At 71.5% G+C, this 26,288-nt stretch carries 18 protein-coding genes; 10 read left to right on the forward strand and 8 right to left on the reverse strand.

The window, feature by feature from the left end:
* Positions 1–76 precede the first annotated feature (76 nt).
* Together KWI83_RS09340 and KWI83_RS09345 are read right to left on the reverse strand one after the other, a co-directional pair.
* Positions 77–1,165: a LacI family DNA-binding transcriptional regulator gene (locus KWI83_RS09340; protein WP_218513825.1), complete on the reverse strand. Its 1,089-nt coding sequence runs from the start codon at positions 1,163–1,165 to the stop codon at positions 77–79.
* 124 nt (positions 1,166–1,289) lie between these two features.
* On the reverse strand, positions 1,290–2,303 hold the full coding sequence (locus KWI83_RS09345) for a hydroxyacid dehydrogenase (protein WP_218513826.1): 1,014 nt from the start codon (positions 2,301–2,303) through the stop codon (positions 1,290–1,292).
* Positions 2,304–2,714: 411 nt separating this feature from the next.
* Between KWI83_RS09345 and KWI83_RS09350 the strand changes: the two genes are divergently transcribed.
* The 6 genes from KWI83_RS09350 (at position 2,715) to KWI83_RS09375 (ending at position 13,195) form a co-directional block, all read left to right on the forward strand.
* Positions 2,715–3,971, forward strand: a complete 1,257-nt coding sequence (locus tag KWI83_RS09350; protein WP_308122007.1) for an extracellular solute-binding protein — start codon at positions 2,715–2,717, stop codon at positions 3,969–3,971.
* Between the two features lie 203 nt (positions 3,972–4,174).
* Positions 4,175–5,065, forward strand: a complete 891-nt coding sequence (locus tag KWI83_RS09355) for a carbohydrate ABC transporter permease (protein ID WP_218513827.1) — start codon at positions 4,175–4,177, stop codon at positions 5,063–5,065.
* A gap of 11 nt (positions 5,066–5,076) precedes the next feature.
* Complete coding sequence (locus tag KWI83_RS09360; protein ID WP_218513828.1) at positions 5,077–6,852, forward strand: putative Ig domain-containing protein; 1,776 nt, start codon at positions 5,077–5,079, stop codon at positions 6,850–6,852.
* Positions 6,853–6,867: 15 nt separating this feature from the next.
* A complete protein-coding gene (locus tag KWI83_RS09365; protein WP_218513829.1) occupies positions 6,868–10,194 on the forward strand; it encodes an alginate lyase family protein in 3,327 nt (1,108 codons plus the stop codon).
* A gap of 27 nt (positions 10,195–10,221) precedes the next feature.
* A complete protein-coding gene (locus KWI83_RS09370; RefSeq protein WP_218513830.1) occupies positions 10,222–11,472 on the forward strand; it encodes an alginate lyase family protein in 1,251 nt (416 codons plus the stop codon).
* Positions 11,473–11,581: 109 nt separating this feature from the next.
* Positions 11,582–13,195, forward strand: a complete 1,614-nt coding sequence (locus KWI83_RS09375) for a carboxylesterase/lipase family protein (RefSeq protein ID WP_218513831.1) — start codon at positions 11,582–11,584, stop codon at positions 13,193–13,195.
* Positions 13,196–13,219: 24 nt separating this feature from the next.
* Here the strand turns inward: KWI83_RS09375 and KWI83_RS09380 are convergent, their stop codons facing one another.
* From KWI83_RS09380 to KWI83_RS09405, 6 genes are all read right to left on the reverse strand, one after another.
* Positions 13,220–14,272: a LacI family DNA-binding transcriptional regulator gene (locus KWI83_RS09380; protein ID WP_218513832.1), complete on the reverse strand. Its 1,053-nt coding sequence runs from the start codon at positions 14,270–14,272 to the stop codon at positions 13,220–13,222.
* Positions 14,273–14,415: 143 nt separating this feature from the next.
* Entirely contained in the window at positions 14,416–15,348 is a 933-nt protein-coding gene (gene mmuM / locus KWI83_RS09385; protein WP_218513833.1) for a homocysteine S-methyltransferase, read from the reverse strand.
* A 36-nt stretch (positions 15,349–15,384) separates the two neighbouring features.
* Positions 15,385–16,590: a cytochrome P450 gene (locus KWI83_RS09390; protein WP_218513834.1), complete on the reverse strand. Its 1,206-nt coding sequence runs from the start codon at positions 16,588–16,590 to the stop codon at positions 15,385–15,387.
* 145 nt (positions 16,591–16,735) lie between these two features.
* Complete coding sequence (locus KWI83_RS09395; protein ID WP_218513835.1) at positions 16,736–17,404, reverse strand: class F sortase; 669 nt, start codon at positions 17,402–17,404, stop codon at positions 16,736–16,738.
* Between the two features lie 110 nt (positions 17,405–17,514).
* Positions 17,515–18,006, reverse strand: coding sequence for a hypothetical protein (locus KWI83_RS09400; protein ID WP_218513836.1), 492 nt, complete (start codon positions 18,004–18,006; stop codon positions 17,515–17,517).
* A 230-nt stretch (positions 18,007–18,236) separates the two neighbouring features.
* Complete coding sequence (locus tag KWI83_RS09405; RefSeq protein ID WP_218513837.1) at positions 18,237–20,330, reverse strand: autotransporter; 2,094 nt, start codon at positions 20,328–20,330, stop codon at positions 18,237–18,239.
* 172 nt (positions 20,331–20,502) lie between these two features.
* Here KWI83_RS09405 and KWI83_RS09410 point away from each other — a divergent pair, with 172 nt between their 5' ends.
* The 4 genes from KWI83_RS09410 to KWI83_RS09425 all read left to right on the forward strand — a co-directional run bounded on the left by KWI83_RS09410 (position 20,503) and on the right by KWI83_RS09425 (position 25,911).
* Positions 20,503–21,579 (forward strand): family 43 glycosylhydrolase, encoded by a 1,077-nt coding sequence (locus KWI83_RS09410; protein WP_218513838.1) that lies wholly within the window; start codon positions 20,503–20,505, stop codon positions 21,577–21,579.
* 1 nt (position 21,580) lies between these two features.
* Entirely contained in the window at positions 21,581–22,993 is a 1,413-nt protein-coding gene (locus KWI83_RS09415) for an RICIN domain-containing protein (RefSeq protein ID WP_218513839.1), read from the forward strand.
* A gap of 69 nt (positions 22,994–23,062) precedes the next feature.
* Positions 23,063–24,115 (forward strand): rhamnogalacturonan acetylesterase, encoded by a 1,053-nt coding sequence (locus tag KWI83_RS09420; RefSeq protein ID WP_218513840.1) that lies wholly within the window; start codon positions 23,063–23,065, stop codon positions 24,113–24,115.
* Between the two features lie 92 nt (positions 24,116–24,207).
* A complete protein-coding gene (locus KWI83_RS09425) occupies positions 24,208–25,911 on the forward strand; it encodes a DUF2264 domain-containing protein (RefSeq protein WP_218513841.1) in 1,704 nt (567 codons plus the stop codon).
* The last annotated feature ends 377 nt before the right edge of the window (positions 25,912–26,288 follow it).

Below are 26,288 nucleotides of genomic sequence, written 5' to 3' on the forward strand. Positions count from 1 at the left end.
ACTTTGTTTGAAGAGTTGGTAGAAAACGCTTACGGAAACATTCTCCGCCGTTGGCGACCAACCTCGCCGTCGGCGACTAACCCCGCCGACGGGGCGGCCGTACCGACTGGCGTACGACGACATGGGTGCCCAGCACCAGGTGCTCCCCGTCGGCCCCCTTGCGCCGCCCCGCACCGCCCTCACGCCGGTCGGCCACCGCGCGCAGGGCGACCCGGCCCATCTCCTCGTACGGCACGTGCACGGTGGTCAGTTGAGGGGTGAGCTGGGACGCCAGCGGGATGTCGTCGTAGCCGACGATCGACGCGTCCTCCGGCACGCGCAGCCCGGCCGCGCGCAGGGCCTGCATGGCGCCCGCGGCGACCACGTCCGTGCCGGCGAGCACGGCGGTGAAGTCGAGCTTCTCGCGCAGGGCCGTCTCCACGGCCTCGTAGCCGTGCTCGTAGTCGTACGGGCCGTGCCGCACCATGCCCGGCGCGAACGGCACGCCGTACGCCTCGAAGGCGCGCCGGGCGCCCCTCAACCGGCCCTGCGCCGTGGTCAGTTCGGCGTGACCCGGCAGCACCAGGATGTCCCGGTGACCGGCGGACAGCAGGTGGCTGGCCATCGCGTACGCGCCGGACTCGTTGTCGTAGTCGACGGTCGTCGCCGGGACGTCGCCCTCCAGCGGCGGTCGGCCGACCAGGACGAGGTGGGAGCCGGCCGCGTCCAGGGAGCGGGCGAAGCGGGCCATGCGCAGCTGGTACTCGTCGTAGTCGTAGGCGCCGCCGAGCAGGACGACGGCGGCGACGCCCTGTTGGCGCATGAGGTTCACCAGGGCCAGCTCCCGCTCCGGGTCGTCGCCCGTCGTGCCGACCAGCGAGAGCCAGCCGCGCAGCGTGGCCGCGCCCTCGACGCCCTTGGCCACGTGGGCGAAGGCGGCGCCAGTGATGTTGTTGATGAGGATCGCGACGGTCGGGGTGCCGCCACCGGCCAGGGAGCGGGCGTGGGCGTTGGTGACGTAGTCCAGGTCCCGGACGACCTTCATCACCCTGCGGCGCAGGTCGTCGGAGACCGGGTAGTTGCCGGACAGCACGCGCGACACGCTCGCCACGGAGACACCCGCGCGTTCCGCCACGTCCCGGATCGTCGCCCGGCCGGCGTCGCCCGGTGCCTTGCGCTGACTCACCGTTGCGGCTCCTTCACCGTCGTGGCCCGGACACCGGAGCGGGCGCGCTCGCCACCGGTACGGAAACCGTATCCCATCGTTTCTCCTGGCAGCAGGCCTGTTGACAGCGCTGCGGCGGTGGCCGTCAGGCGACCCGGGGCAGGTCCGCGTGGCGCACCTCGTGGGCGAGGGGTCGGCCCGCGGCCAGGCGTTCCAACTCCTCCACGACGATGCGGCCCAGGCGCTGCAGTTCGTTGCCGAGCGAGCCCGCGATGTGCGGGGTGAGGAAGACGTTGGGGAGCCTGTACAGGGGGGACTCGGCGGGCAGCGGCTCGGGTTCGGTGACGTCGAGCACCGCGCTGAGACGGCCGGAGACCAACTCGTCGGTGAGGGCGTCGTGGTCGACGAGGGCGCCCCGGGAGGTGTTGATGAGGACGCCGCCGTCGCGGATGAGGGCGAGGCGTTCGCGGTCCAGCATGTGCTGGGTCTCGGGGATGTCCGGGGCGTGCAGGCTGACGATGTCGCTGCCGCTCAGCAGCTCCTCCAGGGACACGGACCGGGTGCCGAGCGCGGCGGCCTCCGCGGCGGTCACGTAGGGGTCGTGGAGCAGGACCTCGAAGTCGTACGGGTGCAGCAGTTCGAGGAGTCTGCGGCCCACGCGTGAGGCGCCGATGACACCGACGCGGCGGCCGAGGTTGCCGATCGCGGCGGTCTCTGTGGGGGCCGGGTGGGCGTGCGTGGCGCGGAAGCGCTCGCGGTGCGCGAAGGCGTCCTTGCCGGCCAGCAGGATCATCGCGAGCGTGTACTCCGCGACCGGCAGCGCGTTGCCGGTGGCCGCGCTGGAGACGGTGACGCCGCGCTTCCACAGGGCCTCTCCGACCAGCGAGCGGACGGAGCCGGCGGCGTGCAGGACCGCGCGCAGACCGGGGGCCGCGGTGAGGGTGTCCTCGTCGAGGTGCGGGCAGCCCCAGCCGGTGATCAGTACGTCGGCGCGGGCCAGCCGCGCTGCGGCGGCAGGGGCGGTGAAGTCCCGAACGACGAACGTGGGGTCGATCTCGGCCGTCTGCTGCAGCCGTGCCACCAGGGCCTCGGGGAAGAGCAGCGGGAGATGTACCGGATCCATGGCGAACACGGCCCGGGGGAGCGGGGCGCTGGGCATGACTCTCCTGAAGGCGAGAGGTGGTCGGAAACATTTTCTGAAAGCGTCTTCTACCGTAGATCCGCTGTCGACGGAGGGTCAATCGGCGGAACGCGGCGGAAGATCCGCAAAAATTTCGCCCGTTCCGCGGGCTGGGAGCAACCGGTTGCGGGGTGGCCGCCTGGTTCTGCACCACCGCGGCGGACCTCGACACCGCTGGTCAGCGCACGGGTGAGGCGCACTGTGGAGCCTCACGGCGCGTGTCACCAGCGTTTCGCGGACCTTTCGAAAATGCGCCAGGAGTCTTGACGCGCCCTCCGGACGGGCCGAAGCTCTGGCCACTCGGTCGTAGCAACCGGTTGCTACCTGTTACTGCGATCCCATCCGTGACCCGGCCGAGCCGTGCTCCCCGAACCAGAAGGTGAGGCGCCCATGCCGTCCCACGCCGGTGCTCCCCGCAGTCGCCGACGCTTTCTCACCCTGTCGGCCGGCGGCGCCGTGGCCGGTGCGGCGGCCCTGAGCGGATGCGCCCTGCAGGTGGCCGGGGCCGCGACCGGCGGCGAGAGCGTCACGGTGATGGTCAATCTCGACGACATCCCCCCGGAACTGATCAAGCAGGCCCAGCAGGAGATCGGCATCGGGATCACCGTGGTGCAGAACGACATCACCCGGCTGATCGCGATGCTCACCAGCGGCAACCCGCCGGACCTGGTGCGCGGCCTCGGGGCTCTCGACGCGCCGTACTTCGCCGCGCGGGGCGTGGCCGAGAACCTGGATCCGTACTTCGCCAGGTCCACCGTCCTCACGGTCGACGACCTCGATCCGGTCAACGACCTGTGGCGGTACGACGGGAAGACCCAGGGCAAGGGCCCCCGCTACGGCATGGCGAAGGACTTCTCCCAGGACGCGATGTTCTGGTACAGCACCTCGCTCTTCGACAAGGCGGGGGTCGCCCACCCCGACGAGACCGAGCCGATCACGTACGAGGAGTGGCTGGACCACGCGAAGCGTCTGGTCCAGCGCAAGAACGGCCAGACCACCGTGTACGGCGGCAGCTACAACGGTCTGGGCCTGGGCATCCTCTTCACGAACCTGACGGCCGCCGCCGGGGGCAGCTTCTTCTCGGCGGACTTCAGCCGCGTCGACTTCACCACCCCCGAGGCCCGCAGGGCCCTGGCCTGGTACGTGGGGTACGCGAGGGCCAGGGTCGGGCCGAGCCTCATCCAGCCCAACCCCGACACCTGGGACCGGCCCACCTACGTGGCGAACCGGATGGCCATGTCCGGCAGCGGCTACTGGCTCGGCGGCATGATCAACGCCGAGCCCGAGCTGGCGGAGGTGTCCCGGCTCGCCCCCGCCCCCGTCTTCGAGGGCGGCCCGCGGATCAGCTCCTGCCAGGGTGCCACGGGCCTGTGGATGCCGAAGAAGGCCCGCAACAAGGACGCGGCCTGGCGGGTCTTCGAGTGGTTCTTCGGCGAGGGGCCGGCCAGGGCGCGCGCGGCGGGGGGCTGGGGGATACCGAGCCTGAAGTCGCTCCGCCCGCTGATGCCGCACCAGGAGGACTACCAGCGGCGCGTGCTGAAGGTGCAGGAGGCCGAGCTGAAGCACTTCTCGGTGACCCCCTTCACCCCGTACATCACGTGGAACGCGCTGGAGCCCTCATCAACCAGGTCATTCCGGCCGCGATGAAGGGCGAGATCTCCGTCGACACCCTCGCGGGACGCCTCAACTCGGTCATCAACGAGCAGATGAAGCGCGGCAAGGAGCAGGTGGGATGACAGTCGGTCGGACGGCACGACGTCACCGGGCGTTCTACCTGTTCACCTCGCCCACCTCTTCAAGGTCACGTCCGGCGTGGTGTTCTACAACGTCGACCCGGAGGCGAAGAAGAAGTGACCGCGACCACCGTGACCCCGCAGCCGCCCGACTCCGGCGGCCGTGTGCGGGTACGCGCGTCCCGCCTCGTCCTCTGCTCCGTCCTCGTCGTGATCACCGGCCTGATGCTCGGCCCCTTCGGCTGGCTGGTCATCACCGGACTGAAGACCACGCCCGAACTCGCGGCCTCCCCGGTGCACTGGCTGCCCGAGAAGATCCAGTGGCACAACTTCGCCGGCGCCTTCACCCAGATCGACTTCCTCGGCCACGCCCGCAACTCCCTGATCATCGCTCTGATCTACGCCACCCTGGGCACCCTGAGTTCCGCCTGGGTCGGCTTCGGGTTCGCGCGCCTGAACGCTCCCGGCAAGAGGGCCCTGTTCGGTGTGTTGACCGGCTCGATGATGCTCCCGCAGATGACCACGCTCTTCCCGACGTACCTCATCTTCGCCAAGCTCGGCATGGTCGACACCTACTGGCCGTGGGTGCTGTGGGGGCTGGCGGCGGCGCCGTATCTGGTCTTCCTGTTCCGGCAGTTCTTCGCCGGGATGCCGCGGGAGCTGGAGGAGGCCGCGATCATCGACGGCTGCGGCTACGCCGGGATCTTCTGGCGGATCTTCCTGCCGCAGTCCTGGCCGGTGCTGGCCGCGAGCTTCGTGATCGCCTTCACCTGGAGCTGGGGGGACTTCATCGCCCCCATGCTGCTCCTGTCCAGCGACCGCACCACACTCTCCGTCGCCCTCATGACCTCGTACGTCACACCGGGCGGACTGCCCGTGAACAACCTGCTGGCCGCCGGCTCCGTGATGTACGTCGTACCGATCCTGCTGATCTTCCTCGTCGCCCAGCGCGGTTTCGTCGCCGGGATGTCCACCTCCGGCCTCAAGAAACGCACACCTCTTTACTAAGGAAGCTGTTCATGAACAACACCCAGAGCACCGGCCCGTCCCGGCGCACCGTCCTCCAGGCCGCGGGTGCCACCGCCGCCGCGTACTCGCTGGTCGGCACCGCGGCGGGGACCGCCAGTGCGGAGGACGGACGGAAGACCGACCGGCTGGTGGTCCACCCCGTCCCGGGCGCACTGCCGATCAACACCACCTACGTCGTCAAGGCCCGCACGCCCGGCGGCCGGTGGAAGCCGGTGCCGGTCCTGCGCGCGGGCACGAAGACCATCAACGAGAAGACCGGCTCCGGCAGCATCCGGTACACCTCCGTCGCCAACCTCGACTTCACCGGCACCGTGGAGGTGCAGGTCACCTGGTCCCAGGGCACCATCCCCGCCGCGCGGATCCGCCCGTTGTCGTACGACATCCCGCACGAGGTCAGCGGCGACACCATCACCTTCAGCCTCACCGAGCCGCGCAACCTCTCCATCGAGATCGACGGCGACATCTACGGCAACCTGCAGCTGCACGCCAACCCGATCGAGACCCGGCGGCCGGAGGAGGACGACCCCGACGTCATCTACTTCGGCCCCGGCCTGCACACCCCCTCGGGCGGCGTGGTGAAGGTGCCCAGCGGCAAGACGGTGTACCTGGCCGGAGGCGCGGTGCTCAAGGCCCGTGTGGAGTTCGTGAACGTCGAGAACGCCCGGCTGATCGGCCGGGGCATCATCTGGGACTCGGACGCCGCCACCCTGGTGGCGTTCTCGAAGAACATCGAGATCGACGGCATCCTCGCCCTCAACCCGAAGACCGGCTACTCCTGCACCATCGGTCAGTCGAAGCAGGTCACCGTCCGCAACCTGCACTCCTACAGCAACGGCCAGTGGGGCGACGGCATCGACGTGTTCAGCAGCGAGGACGTCCTGATCGAGGGCGTCTTCATGCGCAACAGCGACGACTGCATCGCCATCTACGCCCACCGCTGGGACTACTACGGCGACTGCCGCAACGTCGTCGTCCGCGACTCCACCCTGTGGGCCGACGTCGCGCACCCGGTGAACATGGGAACCCACGGCAACCCGGAGCAGCCGGAGACGATCGAGAACATCGTCTTCAGCAACATCGACGTCCTCCAGCACCGTGAGCCGCAGGTCCTCTACCAGGGCTGCTTCGCCCTGAACCCCGGCGACAGCAACCTCATCCGCAACGTGCGCATCCAGGACGTCCGGGTGGAGGACTTCACCTGGGGCCAGCTGTTCAACATGCGGGTCATGGCCAACCGCTACAACGCCTCGCCCGGCCGCGGCATCCAGGACGTCTACGTCCGGAACCTGACCTACAACGGCAGGAACGCCATCATGCCGATCGTCGTCGGCTACGACGCCGACCGCCCCATCAAGAACCTCACCTTCCAGAACCTGCAGATCAACGGCACGGTCATCCACGACAAGATGCGCAAGCCCGGCTGGTACCTGACCCCGGACATGGTCCCGATGTTCGTCAACGAGCACGTGAAGGACCTCCGCTTCCTCGACGCCACCACACCGGCCGCGACGGTGGCCCCCGAGATCACCAGCGCGGGCGAGGTGACGACCACCAAGAAGCGGGTCTTCCACCACCTCGTCACCGCGACCGCGCTGCCGACGTCGTTCGGCGCCGAGGGACTGCCCGAGGGCCTGCGGATCGACGAGAAGACCGGCCTGATCTCCGGAACCCCGAAGCGCCGCGGCACCCACACGGTCACCGTCTCGGCCACCAACAGCGTGGGCACGGCGACCAACACCCTCAAGCTGACCGTGCAGAACCCGTAAGCCAGGGAGTAACCCGTGCAATCGCTCAGCCGACGGACGCTCCTCGGCACGGCGGGACTCGCGGCCGTGGCCGGAGGCGGACTGCTGTCCGTCTCCACCACGCCCGCGTGGGCCCGGTCCGCCGAAGCGGCGTTCACCTTCGCGCATCCCGGTCTGCTGCACTCCCGGGCGGACCTGGCCCGGATGAAGTCCGCGGTGGCGCAGGGACGCGACCCGATCGCGTCCGGCTTCGCCGCGCTGGCCGCCGACTTCCGCTCCCAGCACACCTACGCCGTCCGCAACACCGGTCAGATCACCACCTGGGGCCGCGGCCCCACCGACTCCACCAGCCAGGCGGTCACCGACGCGGCCGCCGCCTACCAGAACGCCCTGATGTGGGCGGTCACCGGCGACGTACGCCACGCCGACAAGGCCCGCGACATCCTCGACGCCTGGGCCGCCTCCCTCACCGGCGTCACCGGCGCCGACGGGCAGCTCGGCGCCGGGATCCAGGGCTTCAAGCTCGTCAACGCCGCCGAGATCCTGCGGCACAGCGGCTACGAGGGCTGGTCCGAGGAGTCGATACGCCGCTGCGAACGCTCCTTCACCGACGTCTGGTACCCGGCCCTGTCCGGCTACTGCCTCTACGCCAACGGCAACTGGGACCTCGCCGCGCTGCGCACCATCCTCGCCATCGCCGTGTTCTGCGACCACCGGGTGATGTTCGAGGACGCCCTGCGGTTCGCGGCCGCCGGGTCCGGCAACGGCTCGGTGCTGCACCGCGTCGTCACCGCCGCGGGCCAGGGCCAGGAGTCCGGCCGCGACCAGGCCCACGAACAGCTCGCCGTCGGCCTGCTGGCGGACGCGGCCGAGGTCGCCTGGCAGCAGGGCGTGGACCTGTACGGCTTCGCGGACAGCCGGATCCTCGCCAACTTCGAGTACTTCGCCCGCTACAACCTGGGCGACGACTCCGTACCGTTCACGCCCGATCTCGACCGCACCGGCAAGTACATCAAGACGACCGTCTCCGCCCGGCAGCGCGGAGTGTTCCGCCCGCTGTGGGAGATGGCGTACGCGCACTACGCGGGACGCCTCGGCAAGCCCGCCCCCCACACCGAGCAGGTCGTCTTCCGGGGCACGAACGGAGCACGTGCGGTGGAGGGCTACCACGAGGACCACCCCGGCTGGGGCACCCTCACCTACGCGGGGACGACGACGGCCGCACCGGCCGCGCCGACGGCACCCGCCGGTGTCACCGCGGTCGGCGACGGCCACGCGGTCACCGTGTCCTGGCTGCCGTCCGCGTGGGCGACCGGTTACACGGTCCGGCGGGCCACCAGCCCGGAGGGGCCGTACAGGCGGCGCGCGTCCGGGGTCGGGGCGCCCAGGTTCACGGACCACGACGTCCGCCCGGGACGGACGTACTACTACACGGTCACCGCCACCAACTCCCACGGCACCAGCGCGGCTTCCGCCTGGACCGCCGCCACCGCCGGTCTCCCCGAACCCTGGTCGACCCGGGACGTGGGGAACGTGAGAATCCCCGGCTCCGCATCCTTCGACGGCGAGCGCTTCGTGCTGACGGCGAGCGGCAGCGCGGACACGTACCGGGTCGCCTATGTGCCCCTGCGCGGCGACGGCGTCGTCACCGCGCGGATCGTGTTCCCGCTCAGCTCGCAGTACTCCAGGATCGGCGTCACCGTCCGCGACTCCCTCGACCCGGACGCCGCGCACGCCGCGATGCTGATCCAGGGGCTGCCGCTGCACACCTGGAGCGGAGTGTGGAGCGTCCGTCCTTCGGCCGGGGCGGACGTCTCCGCCACCGGCAGCACGCCCGTGCCGCCGTCCCAGCAGCAGGCGATCACCAGCGCGGCCGCGTTCCCGATCTCCGACCTCGGCTCGCTCCCGGAGTCGGCGACCCCCCTGACGGCGCCGTACGTCGAGGGCGCGGGTGACGGCTACCGGCTGCGGGCGCCGTACTGGGTCCGCGTGGAACGCAAGGGCGGCCGCTGTACCGGCTCCCTCTCCCCGGACGGCATCCGGTGGACAGAAGTCGGCTCCACCCGGGTGGAGTTGGGGCGCACCAGCTACGCGGGCCTGGTCCTCACCTCCTGCCTGGGCGTCGACGAGGAGTACGCCGAGACGGGCACCGGTGCCTTCGACAACGTCAGCGTGGTCACGGCCAGGGGCGCCGACTGGGTCACCCCGCGTCCCACGCACACCGCCACCGGCCTGCGGGCGGTCACCGGCGCCGACGCCGTCGAACTGAGCTGGACCGACCCGGACCCCTCGGCCACCTACGCGGTGCTGCGGGCCACGGACGCGGCGGGCCCGTACCGGACGATCGCGAACGGCGTCGCCCCGGTCGGCTTCGGCACCCGCATCCGGTACACGGACCCCACCGGCAGACCCGGCACGACGTATCACTACACCGTCACCAAGACCAACACCGGTGGACGCGGCCCCCGTTCGGCGCCCGCGCACGCCGAGATGCCGACCCCCTCGACGCCTGAGTTCGTCTCCCCCGACACCGCGTTCGCCAACCGGGGCGTCATGTTCCGCCACCTGCTGCGGGCCGCACCGGCGGCGATCCGGTTCACCGCGCGCGGCCTGCCCGACGGCCTGCGTCTGGACCCGCGCACCGGCCTGATCTCCGGAACGCCCACCGAGAAGGGAGAGTTCAGGGTCACGACCACCGCGGCCAACGCGGCGGCCACCGCGACCGCCACCCTCACGCTCACCGTCGGCACCCCGCCGCCCGCCCCCTGGTCGTACGGCGATCTCGGCGACGTGGTGCTCGACGCGCGCGAACTCGGCACCTACGGCGTGGTGTACGTGCGCACACCCGGCAGCACCGCATACGAGGACGGGACCTTCGTGGTGCGGGGCGCCGGGACCGATCTGACCGTCAACAACCAGGGCATGACCGGCCAGTTCGTACGGCGGCCCGTCACCGGCGACTGCGAGATCACCGCCCGGCTGGTCTCCCGTACCGGCGCGAGCGGCGACCGGGTGGGGCTGCTCATGGCCAAGTCCCTGTCACCGTTCGACCAGGCGGCCGGGGCCATCGTCACCGGCGGGAGCAGCGCGCAGCTCATGCTGCGCCCCACCGTGGCAGGCCGATCCGTCTTCACGGGCAACGCGCCGGTCACCGCGCCCTGCCTCCTGCGGCTGAAGCGCACCGGGACCGCGTTCGCCGCGTACGCCTCCACCGATGACGGCGTCAGCTGGACCCCCCTCGCCGAGGGAGAGATCCCCGGCTTCGGCGACGCCTCCTACTACGTGGGCCTCGTGGTCTGCTCCCGCAGCCCCCTGGTCCGCAGCACCACCGAGTTCGACGAGGTGAGCATCACCGCCATGTAGAGCACCATGGATTGGAGCTGCACCGCAATGAGCCGCACTTCCCCCCACCAGCACCTCCACAACAGTGCGCTGAGCCGCCGCGGTCTGCTGAAGACCGCCGGCGGCCTCACCGCCGCCCTCGCCCTCGGCGCGTCCGCCACCGCCCCCACGGCGAGCGCGGCCCCGGCGACGTGGACCCACCCCGGCATGCTGCACAACCGGGGCGACATCAACCGCGCCCGGGTCCGCGTGGCCGCCGGCGACGACCCCTGGCTGTCCGGCTGGAACCGGCTGGTCGCCAACTCCCACTCCCGGTCGACCTGGACGCCCAACCCCCAGGCGACCATCATCCGCGGCGGCACCGGCCAGAACTACGGCATCCTCTACAACGACATCGCCGCCGCCTACCAGAACGCGCTGCGCTGGCACGTCGGCGGCACCGAGGCGAACGCCGCCTGCGCAGCGCGCATCCTCAACGCGTGGGCCACGACCCTGACGACGATCACCGGCAACGCCGACCGGTTCCTCGCGGCCGGCCTCTACGGCTGGCAGTTCGCCAACGCGGCCGAGCTGATGCGGGACTACGACGCCTTCGACCTCGGCGCGTTCCAGCAGATGATGGCCGACGTCTTCTACCCGCTCAACAACCAGTTCCTCACCGGCCACAACGACGCCTGCATCACCAACTACTGGGCCAACTGGGACCTGTGCACCATGGCCTCCGTCCTGGCCATCGGGATCCTCAACGAGGACGCCGCCACGTACGACCAGGCCGTCACGTACTTCAAGTCGGGCGCGGGCAACGGCTCCATCAGGCACGCCGTGCCGTTCCTGCACACCGACGCCGACGGCTACGCCCTCGGCCAGTGGCAGGAGTCCGGCCGCGACCAGGGGCACACCGTCATGGGCATGGGCCAGATGGGCGCGATCTGCGAGATGGCCTGGAACCAGGGCGAGGACCTGTACTCCTACGACGGACGGCGCTTCATGAAGGCCGCCCAGTACGTCGCCAAGTACAACCTCGGCCAGGACGTGCCCTTCACCACCTACAGCTGGGGCACCGGCCAGAACTGCGCGTACCGGGAGCACACGGTGATCTCCGCCGCCTCGCGCGGCCAGGTCCGCCCGGTCTGGGCGATGCTCCACTTCCACTACAACCGGCGCCTGTACCTCGACGACAGGTACATCTCCCAGATGTACTACCACCTCGTCGCCCCCGAGGGCGGCGGCGGGGACTACGGCTCCAACAGCGGCGGCTACGACCAGCTCGGTTTCGGCACGCTGATGCACGCCAAATAGCCGACGTACGCCGAAGAAGCGCTGAACCGGCTCGTGCACCGGAACACCCCGAGCGATGTGATGCTCTGAGGTGAACGGTGCACGAGCACGGCGAAGGGCTGGTGGGCGGATGACCGCAGCAGACCTGACGGGCCCCGTGGTGAGCACGCCGTACGGGGCGGTACGCGGCCGGTACGAGCGGAACGCCGCGGTGTTCCGGGGCATCCCGTACGCCGCGCCCCCCTTCGGGCCGCGCCGGTTCCGGCCCCCGGTGCCGCCCGAACCCTGGGACGGCGTCAGGGACGCGGGCGCCTTCGGGCCGACACCGCCGAAACCGCCGTACTCGGAGGCGTTCGCGCAGTATCTCTCCGACCCCGTCGTGCCCGGGGACGACTGCCTCAACCTGAACGTGTGGACCCCGGAACCCGGCCCCGGCGCCCGGCTCCCGGTCATGGTGTGGCTGCACGGAGGGGCCCTGACCAGAGGCTCGTCGTGTGTGCCCGTGTACGACGGGCACACCTTCGCCCGGGACGGGATCGTCCTCGTCTCCCTCAACTACCGGCTCGGCGTGGAAGGCTACGGACTGTTCCCCGACGCCCCGGCCAATCCCGGCCTGCGCGACCAGCTGGCCGCCCTGCGCTGGGTGCACGAGTCCATCGAGGCCTTCGGCGGTGACCCCGACCGGGTGACCCTCTTCGGACAGTCGGCCGGCGCGATCAGCATCGGTGCCCTGATCGCCGCCCCGCAGGCCCAGGGGCTGTTCCGGCGCGCGGTCCTGCAGAGCGGGCCGCCCGAGGCGGTCGAGCGGGACAAGGTACGGCGGATGGTGCGCCGGATGGCGGCCCGGCTGAAGGTGCCCGCGACCGCCGAGGCCTTCGCCGCCGTCGATCGCGATCTGCTGCTGCGCACCCAGGCCGAGGTCGGCCGGCTCAGCAGCCCGGTGCTCGGCGGGCCTGCCTTCGGGATCGTCGTCGACGGTGACGTCGTCCCCCGCGATCCCCTGCAGGCCCTGGTCGAGGGCCGGGTCGCCGAGGGCGTGGACCTGCTCATGGGCTGGACCCGCGACGAGTACCGGCTGTGGCTCGTGCCCGGCGGGCTGCTGGAGCGCGTCGACCGGCTCGGCCCCGTCGCCCTGGCCGGGGCCATGGCCCGCTGCCACTGCGGCCACGAGGTCCCACGCGGCTACCGCGCCCTGCACCCCGAGGCCGGCACCGCGGAGATCGTCGGCCAGATGGTCACCGACCACCTGCTGCGCAACCCGCTGCACCGCCTGGCCGACGCCCGCCCCGGATCGTCGTACGTCTACGAGTTCGCCTGGCCCTCCCTGCTGCCCGGCCTCGGCGCCTGCCACGCGCTGGAACTCGGGTTCGTCTTCGACAGCGGTGAGGTGCCCGAGTCGGCCAAGCTGGCGGGCTGGGGCGCGCCGACGGAGCTGGCCGACGCGATGCACTCGGCCTGGGTGCGCTTCGCGGCCGAGGGTGACCCGGGCTGGGAGGCGTGGGACGCCGCCCATCCGGTGCGGACCTTCGGCGACGCCGAGCTGCCCGACACGCCCGGCGCACTGGCGCCCCCGCACACCGTGTACGGGCCGCGCGATCGCGAGCTCGCGCTGTGGACGGCCGACGTCACCGCCCGGGAAACCGCATCCCCACCGATCCCTGTCGAGAGCGCGTCCGCGCGCCGTGCGGAGCTGCGGTCGGTCGCACGTCTCCTCCGCCGCTCCGGCGGTGTCCGCCGGCAGTGACGCGGGGTTGTGGGCAGCCGTGCCCTACCCCACCGCCCGTACCGAGTCCCGCACCACGACATGCGTGCCGAGCAGCAGGTGCTCGGCCTGGGTTTCCGCGGTGCGGCCGAGGGCGGTGCGGACCGCCAGGCGGCCCAGCTCCTCGTAGGGGACGTGCACCGTCGTCAGGGCGGGGTGCAGGTCACGGGCGAAGGGAATGTCGTCGTAACCGGCCAGCGAGACATCGCCGGGGACGTGCAGACCCGCCTCGTGCAGGGCGGTGAGCGCGCCCGCCGCGACCATGTCGGTGGCGGCCACGACGGCGGTGAACTCCAGCCGCGCGGCGAGGGCTTGGCGCATCAGGCGGTGGCCGGAGTCGCGGGTGAAGTCGCCGTGCAGGAGCAGCGCGGGGTCGGCGTCGACGCCGCGGGCGCGGTGGGCGGCGAGGTAGCCGCGCGCACGCCCCAGCGCGGTGGTGTGGTCGGGCTTGCCGCCGAGGAACAGGATCCGCCGGTGGCCCTGGGCCAGGACGTGCGCGACCAGGGCGTGGGCGCCGCCCTCGTTGTCGTACTCGATCACCGTCACCGGCGCCCCCGGGCCCAGTGGCGGGCGGCCGCACAGGACGAGCCGGGAACCCGCCGAGGCCAGTGAGTCGGCCATCCGGCGGGTGCGCTCGCGGTACTCGGGGGTGTCGGCGCCGCCGCCCACCAGGATGACCGCGGCGGCCCGCTGGGCGCGCATCATCTCCACGAACTCCAGCTCGTGCCGGACGTCGCCCTCCGTGCTGCACACCAGGCACAGATGTCCGAGCCGGGCCGCCTCGCGCTCCACGCCGTGCGCCATGTGCGCGAACGACGGACCGGTGATGTCCTCCAGGACGAACGCCAGCGTGGGCGTCCCGACGCCCGCGACCGCCTTGGCGCGCGCGTCGGCGACATAGTCCAGGTCGCGCACGGCGCGCAGCACGCGCGTGCGGGTCGCCGTGCTCACCGGGTACGCCCCGCCGAGCACCCGCGACACCGTCGACGCGGACACCCCCGCGCGTAACGCCACGTCCCGGATCGTGCTCCGGCCCGCGCCCCCGCTCTTGCGCGTCATACCGACCCCGCCCCTCTCCCCGGCGCCCTGCGCACCGTCCGGGAACTGCGACAACACGACGGAAACCGGTTCCCGGTGCGGTGAGGCTAGCAGCGCCGGGCCGTGTCCGGTGGGGCAAGCCGCCGACGGCTCCGCACCGTGGGTCAGGCCGTCAGCGTGCGTGCGATCGACGTGATCGTCTCCGGTCCCACCCGGCAGCACCCGCCGATCAGCCGGGCCCCGGCGGATCGCCAGCCCTCCACCTGTTCGGGAGTGAACGTGGAGCGGCCGCTCCAGGAGCGAGCCCGCGCGTCCCAGGTCTCGCCGCTGTTGGGGTAGACCACCACCGGCTTGCCGGTCGCCCGGGCCGCGATCGCGACGGCGGCGTCGACGTCCTGGGGCGCACAGCAGTTCACGCCCACCGCGATCACCTCGTCGACGTCGGCGGCCAGGGCGAAGGCCTCCTCCAGTGGCTGACCGGCGCGGGTGCGATCGCCGGCCACGGTGTACGACAGCCAGGCCGGCACGCCGAGCCCGCGCACCGCCCGCAGCAGGGCCGCCGCTTCGTCGGCGTCCGGAACCGTCTCCAGAGCCATCACATCGGGCCGGGCCGCGCCGAGGACCTCCATCCGAGGGCGGTGAAAGCGTTCCAGCTCGCTCACCGTCAGCCCGTAACGGCCCCGGTACTCCCCGCCGTCCGCCAGCATCGCCCCGTAGGGGCCGACCGAGGCCGCCACCCACAGCGGACGGGTGACTCCCCGCGCCGCCGCCCGCGCCGCCGCATCACGCGCCAGCTCCACGCTGAGCCGCAGAAGTCCGGCCGCCCGCTCAGGGCTGATCCCGCGCTTCGCGAAGCCCTCGAACGTGGCCTGGTAGCTGGAGGTGATCGCCACGCTCGCACCCGCCACGAAGTACGCGAGGTGCGCCTCGGCGATCGCCTCGGGGCGCTCGGCGAGCAGTCGCGCCGACCACAGCTCGTCGCTGAGGTCGTGCCCGGCCGACTCCAACTGGTTGGACATGCCGCCGTCGAGCACGACCGTCCCGGCGGCAAGGGCTTCGGCGAGTCCGATCGGGGCTTCGGGGGTGTGGCTGGTCATGTCACGACGCTAGTCGATGGGCTCCTGTGGAGCCCCCTACCAGGCCACGGGCAGCTCCATTGGGAACCGCCTGATCGTGTCGGTGTCCCACCGCACTTCCTCGGGCGGCACCACGAGCCGCAGCCGGGGGAAGCGCTCGATGAGCCGCCCGATGGCCACTTCGAGCTCTGCCATGGCCAACGGCATCGCGATGCAGCGGTGCCCGCCCCAGCCGAACGTCATGTGGGGAGTGTTCGGCCGGTCGACGTCGATGACGTGCGGGTCCGGGAAGCGTTCCGGGTCACGGTTGGCCGTCAGGTACGACACGTGGACGAACTCGCCCGCCCGGATCCGCACCCCGTCCAGTTCCATGTCTTCGAGAGCCACCCGGGGGATTCCGACCCCTTTGCGGAAGGGGATGTAGCGCAGCATCTCGTGCAGGACGTCGGTCAGGGTCTCGGGCCGGCACCTGAGGTGCTCCATCAGCTCGGGACGTGTCAGGAGCAGGTAGGCGATGTCGCTGATCTGGCAGGTTGCCGTGTCCTGGCCGCTGAGCGCCAGCGTCAGTGCCATGACGGCCAGTTCCTTGTCGTCCAGCTGTTCCTCACCGTCTCGCGCCGCGGCCATGGCGCTGATCAGGTCCGTGCCGGGTGAGTTCCGGCGCTGTTCGACGAGTTTGGCGAAGTAGGCCGTCAGATCGGCCTTGGCCTCGGCGGCGGCCTGCTTGCTGTCCGCGCCGACGACGAGCAACTGGCGCACGGACTCCTCGATCCGGGGCCATTCCTGCCGTTCGACGCCGAGGAGGTCGAGGACGGTGTGCTGGGGCAGCGGGTTGGACAGGTGCCGGACCAGATCAGCCGGCGGGCCCGCCTGCTCCATCTGGTCCAGCAGGCGGTCGGTGAGGCGGATGATCCGGTGCCGCATGCCCTCGACGTGCTGCGGGGTGAATGCCTGCGAGGCCAGGCGGCGGACGCGGGTGCTGTGCGGAGGGTCCATGACGTTGATCGACTCGGGCGACACGATGGGCTCCGGAGTCATCCGCGGGTAGTCGCGGCCGATGATGCCCGCCCGGCTGAGCCGGTGGTCGGTGGTCACCTGCTTGACGGCCTCGAAACCGGTGACCAGCCAGGCGTCGGCGTCGCCGTAGCGTAGCCGGATCCGCGTGGGGGAACCGAGATCCATCAGGTCGGCGAGCGCGGGGTCGAACTCCAGGGCTTCGCTGAAGTCGAACGGGCAGGTGATCGCGGCGTTGTCCTCGGGCATCAGCTGTCTCCTCCGGCATGGCACAGTGGTGGACGAAGAACGTGCCTCCTGACGCGATGGAAGCACGAGTGGGCGCGCGGGCAGGTGATCCGCACTGTCACCTCCAGCCAGGTGGGCTAAGCGCGCCGGGATGCCGACGGCCGCATCACACGAGGTGGGCGAAGACCACCAGGTTCTCGGTGTAGTCCTTCACCGCGTGGTCGTAGTTCCCCGCGCACGTGATGAGCCGGACCTCGGGGCGCGCCGTGTCGGCGTAGACCCGCTCGTCGGGGAAGTCGTCCTTCGGGAAGGTCTCCGCGTCGTGGACGATGAACTCCGCGGTGCGCCCGTCGGCGCGGTCGATGGAGAACCGGTCGCCCGGTCGGAGTTCGTAGAGGTTGGCGAAGACGGCCGCCGAGGTGGCCGTGTCGACGTGCCCGGCGACGATCGAGGTGCCCTGCTCGCCGGGCGAGACGCCCTCGGCGTACCAGCCGACGAGGTTGGTGTCGGCCGCCGGCGGAGGCTCCAGCTGGCCCGAGGCGCCGATGGAGAGAGGGGTGAAGGGGGCGTCCACGGAGATCTTCGGGATGAGCAGCCGGACCGGTGTGGAGCGGGGCAGTGGCCGCGTGGCCTGGTGCGTGCGCGTGGGCGTGGCGGTCGGGCCAGGGGAACGGGAGGTCTGCGAGATGCCGTCCGATCCTTGGTGCTCGCCGAACACGCTGACGGCGATGATGACGATCGCCACGCCCCACAGGGTCACTCGCCCGCCGCGGCCGGGGTGCTGCCCGGCCGTCGCCCGTTCGGCGGGAGGCGTGGCGGAGGGATCTGCTGCCATCGGACATCACCTCACTCGGGCACGGCAGCACGGGCTTCGGGGCTCGGGAGCGCGGGCCGCCGGCGCGGTGTGCGCCGGCGGCGGCCGCGTTCCCGGAGTCGGGGGACCGGTCAGGACGTCGGCTCGGCGGCCTTCTTGCGGCGCAGTGCGTACAAGCCGGTGGCGCCGACGGCGAGCACGGCCAGACCACCCGTGGTGACGCCGGGGGAGGCGAGGGCGCCGCCGCCGGTGTGCATACCGCCGCGCGGCTTGTCGTGCTCGTCGCTGCTCCACTCGTCCTTGCCGCCCTTGTCCTTGTGGGACTCGGAGTCGTACTTGCGGTCGTCGTGGTCCGAGCTCCAGTCGTCTCCGCGCACCGCGGCGAGCGCACCGCCACCGGTGTGCATTCCGCCGCGTGGCCCGTCGTGGCTGCTGTCCTTGTCGTGGTCCTTGCTGTAGTCCTTGTCGTGGTCGCGGCCGGAATCGCTGTCGTGCTCCTTGCTGTACGAGGAGTCGTCGCCTCCGTAGTCCCCGCCCGGTGCGGCGAACGCGGCGCCGGGCGTGGTGAAGGCGAGCGCGGCGGAGACGGCCGCCGTGGCGAGAAGAATGCGGGCAGAACGCATATCGGTGTCCTTCCGCCGTGGCCGGGCAGCGGACAGGGCATCAGCTGGAACGAACCCGGCCTCGACATGAACCACCGTCAGTCAGGCCCTCGCCGTGCACCATCCGGGCCGCCCAGCCGTGTCATCGCGCCACCCGTCTGTCCCAGCAACACGCCGACACGTCCCCCATAGGGATCAGTCCGGCGTCACCCGGAGGGAGGGAAGGACCGAGGCAACGGCGAGGGACGGCCCTACCGCCGCACCGCATGCCGACCCCCGCCCCTGCGCCGACCGCCGCGCGTGCGTCGGGTCGCAGGCATCAGCAGGCCGCCCAGCAGGCCGAGGCTCAGTACATACGGCCACCAGCCCAAGCCGGAGCCCTCGGCGGTACGCGCGCTGCGCGTGCCGACCGCCGCCGCGCTGGACGGCGGAGACGGGGAGGCCGACGGGCTCTCGGTGGTGGCGGTGAGGGTGACGTCGTTGCCGTCGCCGGCGCGGTAACTGATGCGGTAGACGGTGTCGGCCGGCTTCACCTTCGTACCCTCACGCAGACCGGAGAACGCGCCCGTCGTCTCGCCGCGTCCCGCGTTGTCCAGAATCGTGATCTCGCGAGCCGGGGAGGTGCCCGCCGCCGCGAGGTCCACGGCCCCGGCCAGGCGAACAGGGCCGCCGGTCACCCTCAACGGCTTCGCCTGGACCACCAGGCGGCCCTTCGCGCGCTGCGTGTAGCCCCCGGTCACCGTCAGGCCGCCCGCCACCACACCGTCGTTCGTCACCGCGCCCCGCACGGTGCCCTTGCCGGTGAGGGTGGTCGCCACGCGCAGGCCGGACGTGCCCGTGTCCAGTCGGGCGTCCGTCGACGTGAGCCGAATCGCCTTGCTGTGCCGGAGAGTCGCCCCGGACTTCAGCGCCAGCGTGCCCTTGTCGACCGTAGTGGTCCCGGTGTACGTCACCCCGCTCCCGGCCAGGGTCGTCGTGGCCGCGCCCGACTGCACGAACGCCCCGGAGCCGCTGACCCGGGACAGCGAGATGGGCGTCGAAGCGTTCTGCACCACGAGCGTGCCGTCGTTCACGACCCGGCACAGGCCGCCGTCCATCCACAGCGAGCCGTCGCCCTGCCCCGACCCCAGCCGCAGCACCGCGCCCTTCTCCACGGTGGTCGACCCGTCGTAGTACTGCCGCGCCGCGAAGGTCACGTCGTTCCCGCGCGTCCCCGCGATGACGACGTCCCCGGCGCCGGGCGCGGCCAGCGTGTCGTGGAACCGGCCGCCGCCGATCGGGGCGCCCAGCGTCACCGGGCCGTTGTAGTCGAAGGTGAGCCGGGAGCGGGAGCGGGCGGCGAGCAGGTTGATGTAGACGGTCTCCGCGGTCCCCGGCATGAAGATCCTGCTCGTCGTGCCGTCGCCCCACTGGACGTTCGCGCCCTTGATGTTGGTGCCCCGCTTGTTGACGTTCTTGCGTGCGGGCGTCCAGTTCAGCGCGGGGTCGCTGAGCGAGGGGTCGGTGTCGCCGCCCTGGTCCGACCAGCTGTACTGGCCGGTGAGGACGACCTTGCTCCCCGGCCGGGACTGGACGTTGATGTCGCTGCCGTACTCGCGCTGGTAGAAGTCCATCCCCATGGTGACCGTCCGGCCCAGCGGGGTGTCCACGGTCCAGGTGCCCTGGTTCAGCACCTTGCGGACGTTCGGGAGTGAGGTCGCGTACTCGGGTCGCCCGGCATTCGTCTGCGTACCGTTGTCGATGACGCCGGAGAAGGGGTGGGTGCCCGACAGGTCCCAGGTGCCCCAGAGGAACCTCGGCTGGCTGACCAGGCCGGAGCCGCTGATGGTGCCCAGGTTGTAGGCGCTCTTCAGGGACAGCCGGAGGGTGCCGTCGACCCGGATGTTGTCCTGGTTGAGCCGGAACGCGGGCGTGCCGTACGGGAAGTGGCCGATCAGCCCCGTCGTACCGCCGTTGCCGTACTGGAGCGTGGCGCCACGCTCGACGGTGACCGCGGGCGGGTCGGGGTTGGTCACCGTGACGTACGGGTGGTTGCCGCCGAGGACGCTCACCTTCTGCCGCTGCCGGGACTTCGGCAGCGTGAAGTCGCTGTCCCTGGTGAGGATCAGCGTCCCGCTGCCGCGCACGGTCAGCGTGCCCTCGCCGCGGAAGACGCCGTCGTACGTCGTGGTCCCGGACGGGACGGTGACGACCGTGTCGCCGGTGAGGGTCACGTCGCGGTCGGCGAGCACGTCCGCGGTGACGTCCCGCGGACCGGCGGCTGTCGCTGGGGGAGCGGTGACGAGGGCGGCGATCGCCGCGAGGGCGCCTGCGGCCGCTGCTGTTCTGTGGGTTTGGCTGCGCACATGGGGGGAGACGGCCGGGACGCGGGCCGATAACAGAAAATCGCCGCCGTACTTTGGCCCGTCGAACCCGTTGACCTCCTCCTGACACACCTTTACCTTTTCGGCGTTCGGAATGACAGATGTTGTACGAAATGTCGAACCGACTCCGTCGAGCACACGAGAGGCAGTCCGCATGAGCCGCGCCGACGACCTGCCCACCCCCAACCGCCGACTCGTACTGAAGGGCGCCGCCCTCGCGGCGGGCGCCCTGGCCGCCGCCCCCGCCGCCACCGCGGCGGCAGCCCCTCCGAAGGCGGCCGGGCCGTACGTGAACCCGCTCGTCCTCAACCGCGCCGACCCGCACATCACCCGTCACGCGGACGGCTACTACTACTTCACCGCCACCGCCCCCGAGTACGACCGCATCATCCTGCGTCGCTCGCGCACCCTGAACGGCCTCGCGACCGCCGCCGAGTCCGTCATCTGGCGCGCTCACCCGACCGGCGACATGGGCGCCCACATCTGGGCACCGGAAATGCACCGGATCCGCGGCAAGTGGTACATCTACTTCGCCGCCGCCCCCGCCGAGGACGTGTGGCGGATCCGCATGTGGGTCCTGGAGAACTCCAGCCCCAACCCCTTCAGGGGAACCTGGGTGGAGAAGGGCCAGATCAAGACGGCCTGGGAGACCTTCTCCCTCGACGCCACCACCTTCACCCACCGCGGCACCCGCTACCTCGCCTGGGCCCAGCACGAGCCCGGCATGGACAACAACACCGCCCTGTGGCTGTCGAAGATGGCCAACCCGTGGACCCTGACCGGCCCTCAGGTGAGGCTTTCCACCCCCGAGTACGACTGGGAGTGCATCGGCTTCAAGGTGAACGAGGGGCCGTACGTCCTCAAGCGCAACGGCCGCATCTTCATGACCTACTCGGCCAGCGCCACCGACCACAACTACTGCGTCGGCCTGCTCACCGCCCCCGCGAAGGCGGACCTGATGAACCCCGGCAACTGGTCCAAGTCCCCGACGCCGGTCTTCACCAGCAACGACACCACCCAGCAGTACGGCCCCGGCCACAACTGCTTCACGGTCGCCGAGGACGGCCGCACCGACGTCCTCGTCTACCACGCCCGCCAGTACAAGGAGATCAACGGCGACCCGCTCAACGACCCCAACCGCCACACCCGCGTGCAGACCCTCGGCTGGAAGCCGGACGGCACCCCGGACTTCGGCGTCCCCGTCGCCGACACCGCACCGCGGGGAGCGTGAGATGAGACGCGCGTACGCGATCCTCCTCGCCCTGTGCTGCGCCCTCGCCGGTGCCCTGGTCACCGCCGCCCCGGCGAGCGCCGCGCCCCGGACGATCACCAACGGCACGCAGTTCACCGACACGTCGGGCGACCCCGTGCACGCCCACGGCGGCGGAATCATCAAGGTCGGCGCCTACTACTACTGGTTCGGCGAGCACCGCAACGCCGACAACACCTTCCGGTACGTGGACGCCTACCGCTCCACCGACCTGAAGAACTGGGAGTTCAGGAACCACGTCCTGACCCAGTCCACCGACCCGGAACTGGCCGTCGCCAACATCGAGCGGCCGAAGGTCATGTACAACGCGTCCACCGGCAAGTTCGTGATGTGGATGCACAAGGAGAACGGCTCCGACTACAGCGAGGCCCGCGCGGCCGTCGCCGTCTCGGACACCGTCGACGGCGACTACACCTGGCAGGGCAGCTTCCGCCCGCTCGGCCAGCACATGTCCCGGGACATCACGGTCTTCGTCGACACCGACGGAACCGGCTACATGGTCTCCGCCGCCCGCGAGAACTACGACCTGCACATCTACCGCCTGACCAGCGACTACACGGGCGTCGCCGCCCTGGTCGCCGACCCCTGGCACGGCGGCCACCGCGAGGCCCCGGCGCTGTTCAAGCGGAACGGCGTCTACTTCATGCTCACCTCGGGCGCCACCGGCTGGAGCCCCAACCAGCAGCAGTACGCCACCGCCACCAGCATCACCGGCCCCTGGACCGCGATGACCAACGTCGGCGACTCGACGGCATACGGCTCGCAGACCACGTACGTGCTGCCCGTGCAGGGCACGTCGGGCACCGCGTACCTCTACCTGGGCGACCGCTGGGGCAACTCCTTCGGCGGCACCGTCAACGACTCCCGCTACGTCTGGCTGCCGCTGGCCTTCCCCACCTCGCGATCGATGGCGATGTCCTGGTCGCCGGAGGTCACCATCGACGCGGCGGCGGGCACAGCAAGCGGTACCAGCGCCACGTACCAGACGCTGATCGCCCGGCACAGCGCCAAGTGCGCCGACGTGCCGAACCAGTCCCTGTGGCAGGGCGTGGCCCTCACCCAGTACACCTGCAACGGCGGCAACAACCAGAAGTTCTGGTTCAAGTCCGTCGGCAGCGGCTACTACCAGCTGATGGTGCGCAACAGCAGCCTCTGCCTCACCGAGAACGCGGCCAACGTCACCCAGGAGAACTGCAACACGGCCGCCACCAGCCAGCAGTGGAGCGTGACCGCTTCCGGCAGCTACTGGCTGATCAGAGCCCGCACCACCGGCGAGTGCCTGGACGTGAACGGCGGCTCCACCGCCAACTCCGCGGCACTCATCACGTACACCTGCAACGGAGGGACCAACCAGCAGTGGACGCGCGGGAGCTGACCACCCCGGCTGAGTGAAATCCGCCCGGGGTCTAGAAAGCGCTTGCTGAGCACGGTACGGTCCACCGCCATGAGACGCTCACGACGCTTCACCGTCGCCGTGCTGGCGGCGGCGACCCTGGGCACCACCCTGTCGGCCCCTCCCGCGCTCGCCGCCGGCGGCCGCCCGGCCCTGGGCATCGACCACTGCACCGACACCGCCTGCCACTTCGACGTCCCACCCGGCACGTACGACGTGAGGGTCGTCCTCGGCGGCGACTCGGCGTCGAGCACGGGCATCACGGGCGAGACCCGGCGCTCCCTGCTCCCCGCGACGGCCGTCGCGCCCGGCGAGCGCGTCACCCGCGCCTTCACGGTGGACGTCCGCACCCCCGAGGGCGAACCGACGGGCGCGGACGGGACGCCCGGCCTCGACCTCGTGCTCGGCGGCGCGGCGCCCGCGCTCGCCGACATCCGCGTCACCCCCGCCCGGCACGCCCGGCAGATCCTCCTCGTCGGCGACTCCACGGTCTGCGACCAGCCCGGCGACCCGTACTCCGGCTGGGGCCAGCAGCTGCCGCGGTACCTGCGCAAGGGCCTGTCCGTCGCCAACCACGCCGACTCCGGCGAAAGCACGGTCTCCTACCTCCGGGACGCCCGCCTGTGGGCCACCGTCCAGCAGCGCATCCGCCCCGGCGACCTGGTCCTGGTCCAGCTCGCGCACAACGACAAGACGACCGACGAGGCGACCTACCGGGCGAACCTCGAAGCGCTCGTCGCGGGCATCCGCGCGGAGGGCGGCCGTCCGGTCCTCGTCACGCCCATCGTGCGGCGCTGGTTCAACGCCGACGGCACCCTGAACAACGGCACCGCCCTCCTCGTCAACGGCCTGGGCGTCGACCACCCGGCGGTCATCCGCTCGGTCGCCGCCGCGCACGGTGTCCCGCTGATCGACCTCACCGCGAAGACCAAGGCGCTGGTGGAGTCGCTGGGCGTGGAGGCGTCCAAGGCGCTGTACCTGTACAACGAGAAACGGGACAACACGCACACATCCGAACACGGGGCGACCGTCTACGCGGGTCTCGTCCGTGAGGAACTGGTCGCCCAGGGGCTGGTGCCCAAGGGCAAGGTGCGGGTGGGATGAACTCCTGGGGCGCCCCGACCGGAACCGGGGCGCCCCAGGCCCAGCTGGAACCACGCCCAGCCGCGAAGGGCACAGCCGGAAGGAAGCCGCTGATGGAACTGCCCCCCGACGACCGCGCCCTCAGCCCGCGCACCGGCTGCATCCGCGCCCACTGGGAGTCCGCCGCCGACGCCCTGCTCGCCGCCGTGGAGCCGTACGCCACCGAGGACTTCGCCCTCTACCACCTGCCCGGCGACCGCACCAGCTGGTCCGGCCGCCTCTCGGACGGCCTGGAGGGCTACGCCCGTACGCTGCTGCTGGCGGCCTTCCGCCGGGACGAGACCGCGCTCGAACGCTACGCCGCCGGACTCGCGGCCGGCACCGCGGGCGTCTGGCCCCGCATCGAGGACCGCGGCCAGCCCCTCGTCGAGGCCGCCTCGATCGCCCTCGCCCTGCGCCTGACCCGCGAGCAGGTGTGGGACCGGCTGGACGACGCCGTACGGCAGCGCACGGCCCACTGGCTCGCCGACGCCCTCACCGCCGAACCCTGGCCGTGCAACTGGGAGTTGTTCCCGGTGACCGTCGGCGGTTTCCTGGCCGAGATCGGCCACGAGACCGAGGCGTCCCGGGCGGCGGTCGAGCGTGGGCTGGAGCGCATCGAGAAGTGGTACCTGGGGGACGGCTGGTACACCGACGGCGACGGGCGGAAGTTCGACTACTACAACGGCTGGGCGATGCACCTCTACCCCGTGCTGCACGCCTGGCTGGGGCAGGACGAACGGCTGCTGGAGCGCTACGGCGCCCGGCTCTCCCGCCATCTCGCCGACTACGCCCGCCTGTTCGGCGCCGACGGCGCCCCGATGCTCCAGGGCCGCTCGCTGACCTACCGCTTCGCCACGACCGCCCCGCTGTGGCTGGGCGCGCTGACCGGGCACACGCCGCTGGCGCCGGGGGAGACACGCCGGCTGGCCTCCGGGGCACTGCGGTACTTCCTCCAGCGGGGCGCGGTGGACGAACGGGGACTGCTGACGCTGGGCTGGCACGGACCGAACGAGGCGCTGCTGCAAGGCTATTCGGGCCCCGCCTCGCCCTACTGGGCGAGCAAGGGCTTCCTCGGCCTGCTCCTGCCGCCGGACCACGAGGTGTGGACGGCGACCGAGGAACCGGGCCCGGCGGAGCGCGCGGACGCGGTCACGCCGGTCGGCCCGCCCAACTGGCTGCTGCAGTCGACGCGTTCGGACGGCGTGGTCCGGCTGCACAACCACGGCAGTGAGGACGTGCGCTACGACCCGTACTACACGCGCCTGGCCTACTCGACCGTGACGGAGCCCTCGGCGTCGTACGACAACAGCGTGATCGTCGGGGGCGACGCGAGCCGGACGGGGATCGTGCCGCTGGGGGCGGGGGAGGGCTGGGCGGCCTCCCGGCACACGGTCGGGGACGGGGTGCGGGTGACCAGCGTGGTGCTCGCGCACGGGGCCAGCGAGGTGCGGGCGCATCTGGTGACCGGTGCCGCGCCCGGCACGCCGGTGCGGGTCACCGGGTGGGCGGCGGGGGACGGCGTGCGCGCCGAGCTGCTGCCCGTGCTCGGGCTCACCGGTTCCCTCACGGGCGTCACGGGCGACGGCGGCGGCACCCTCTTCGTCGCCCTGGCCCGGCTCACCGGCGAACCGGATCCCGTGCCGCTGGAGGAGGCGGTGCGGGTGCGGGGCGCCGGGGCGGCACAGTTCTCGGTCCGGTTCAGCCGAGGGCCCGAGCTGCGGGTACGGATGGACGGCTTCGGGGTGGACGTGGTCCCGCAGACGCCACAAGCCTGAGTCGCGCGACCGCCCGCCGGCGCACACCCCGCTCGGCTGAGTGCGCCAAGGTGCGCGAGACACGCCGTGACTACGCACGGTTGTCACGAATCTCCGTTGGGTAGCGACCTGTTGAGCATGGGCCGCCACACCGGGGAGGCAGCACGGATGACCGTGAAGGGTGTGGATGCCACCGTCCGTCGGCCCAGCGACCCGTGGACGGTCACTGCCCCGGGTCGCCACTCGGGAGCGCCGCACATACGCGTGCGCTGAAGCTCCCGCTGCGGTCATCGGCGCGCCGGCCTGCCCCCGTGCGCCGATAGGCATGCCGGTCGCGCGCTCCACGGCTCCACGTGCCTGAGCCGGGCCGGCGCCCTGCCCTTCACTCACCGATCACA

The organism is Streptomyces sp. TRM70350 (assembly GCF_019219825.1).
Taxonomy (GTDB): domain Bacteria; phylum Actinomycetota; class Actinomycetes; order Streptomycetales; family Streptomycetaceae; genus Streptomyces.

Bases quoted from the DNA above. Each gene is read 5' to 3' on its own strand.
- KWI83_RS09345 (WP_218513826.1), bottom strand. From the start codon at position 2,303: ATGCCCAGCGCCCCGCTCCCCCGGGCCGTGTTCGCCATGGATCCGGTA.
- KWI83_RS09350 (WP_308122007.1), top strand. From the start codon at position 2,715: ATGCCGTCCCACGCCGGTGCTCCCCGCAGTCGCCGACGCTTTCTCACC.
- KWI83_RS09360 (WP_218513828.1), top strand. From the start codon at position 5,077: ATGAACAACACCCAGAGCACCGGCCCGTCCCGGCGCACCGTCCTCCAG.
- KWI83_RS09370 (WP_218513830.1), top strand. From the start codon at position 10,222: ATGAGCCGCACTTCCCCCCACCAGCACCTCCACAACAGTGCGCTGAGC.
- KWI83_RS09375 (WP_218513831.1), top strand. From the start codon at position 11,582: ATGACCGCAGCAGACCTGACGGGCCCCGTGGTGAGCACGCCGTACGGG.
- KWI83_RS09380 (WP_218513832.1), bottom strand. From the start codon at position 14,272: ATGACGCGCAAGAGCGGGGGCGCGGGCCGGAGCACGATCCGGGACGTG.
- mmuM (WP_218513833.1), bottom strand. From the start codon at position 15,348: ATGACCAGCCACACCCCCGAAGCCCCGATCGGACTCGCCGAAGCCCTT.
- KWI83_RS09390 (WP_218513834.1), bottom strand. From the start codon at position 16,590: ATGCCCGAGGACAACGCCGCGATCACCTGCCCGTTCGACTTCAGCGAA.
- KWI83_RS09395 (WP_218513835.1), bottom strand. From the start codon at position 17,404: ATGGCAGCAGATCCCTCCGCCACGCCTCCCGCCGAACGGGCGACGGCC.
- KWI83_RS09400 (WP_218513836.1), bottom strand. From the start codon at position 18,006: ATGCGTTCTGCCCGCATTCTTCTCGCCACGGCGGCCGTCTCCGCCGCG.
- KWI83_RS09410 (WP_218513838.1), top strand. From the start codon at position 20,503: ATGAGCCGCGCCGACGACCTGCCCACCCCCAACCGCCGACTCGTACTG.
- KWI83_RS09415 (WP_218513839.1), top strand. From the start codon at position 21,581: ATGAGACGCGCGTACGCGATCCTCCTCGCCCTGTGCTGCGCCCTCGCC.
- KWI83_RS09420 (WP_218513840.1), top strand. From the start codon at position 23,063: ATGAGACGCTCACGACGCTTCACCGTCGCCGTGCTGGCGGCGGCGACC.
- KWI83_RS09425 (WP_218513841.1), top strand. From the start codon at position 24,208: ATGGAACTGCCCCCCGACGACCGCGCCCTCAGCCCGCGCACCGGCTGC.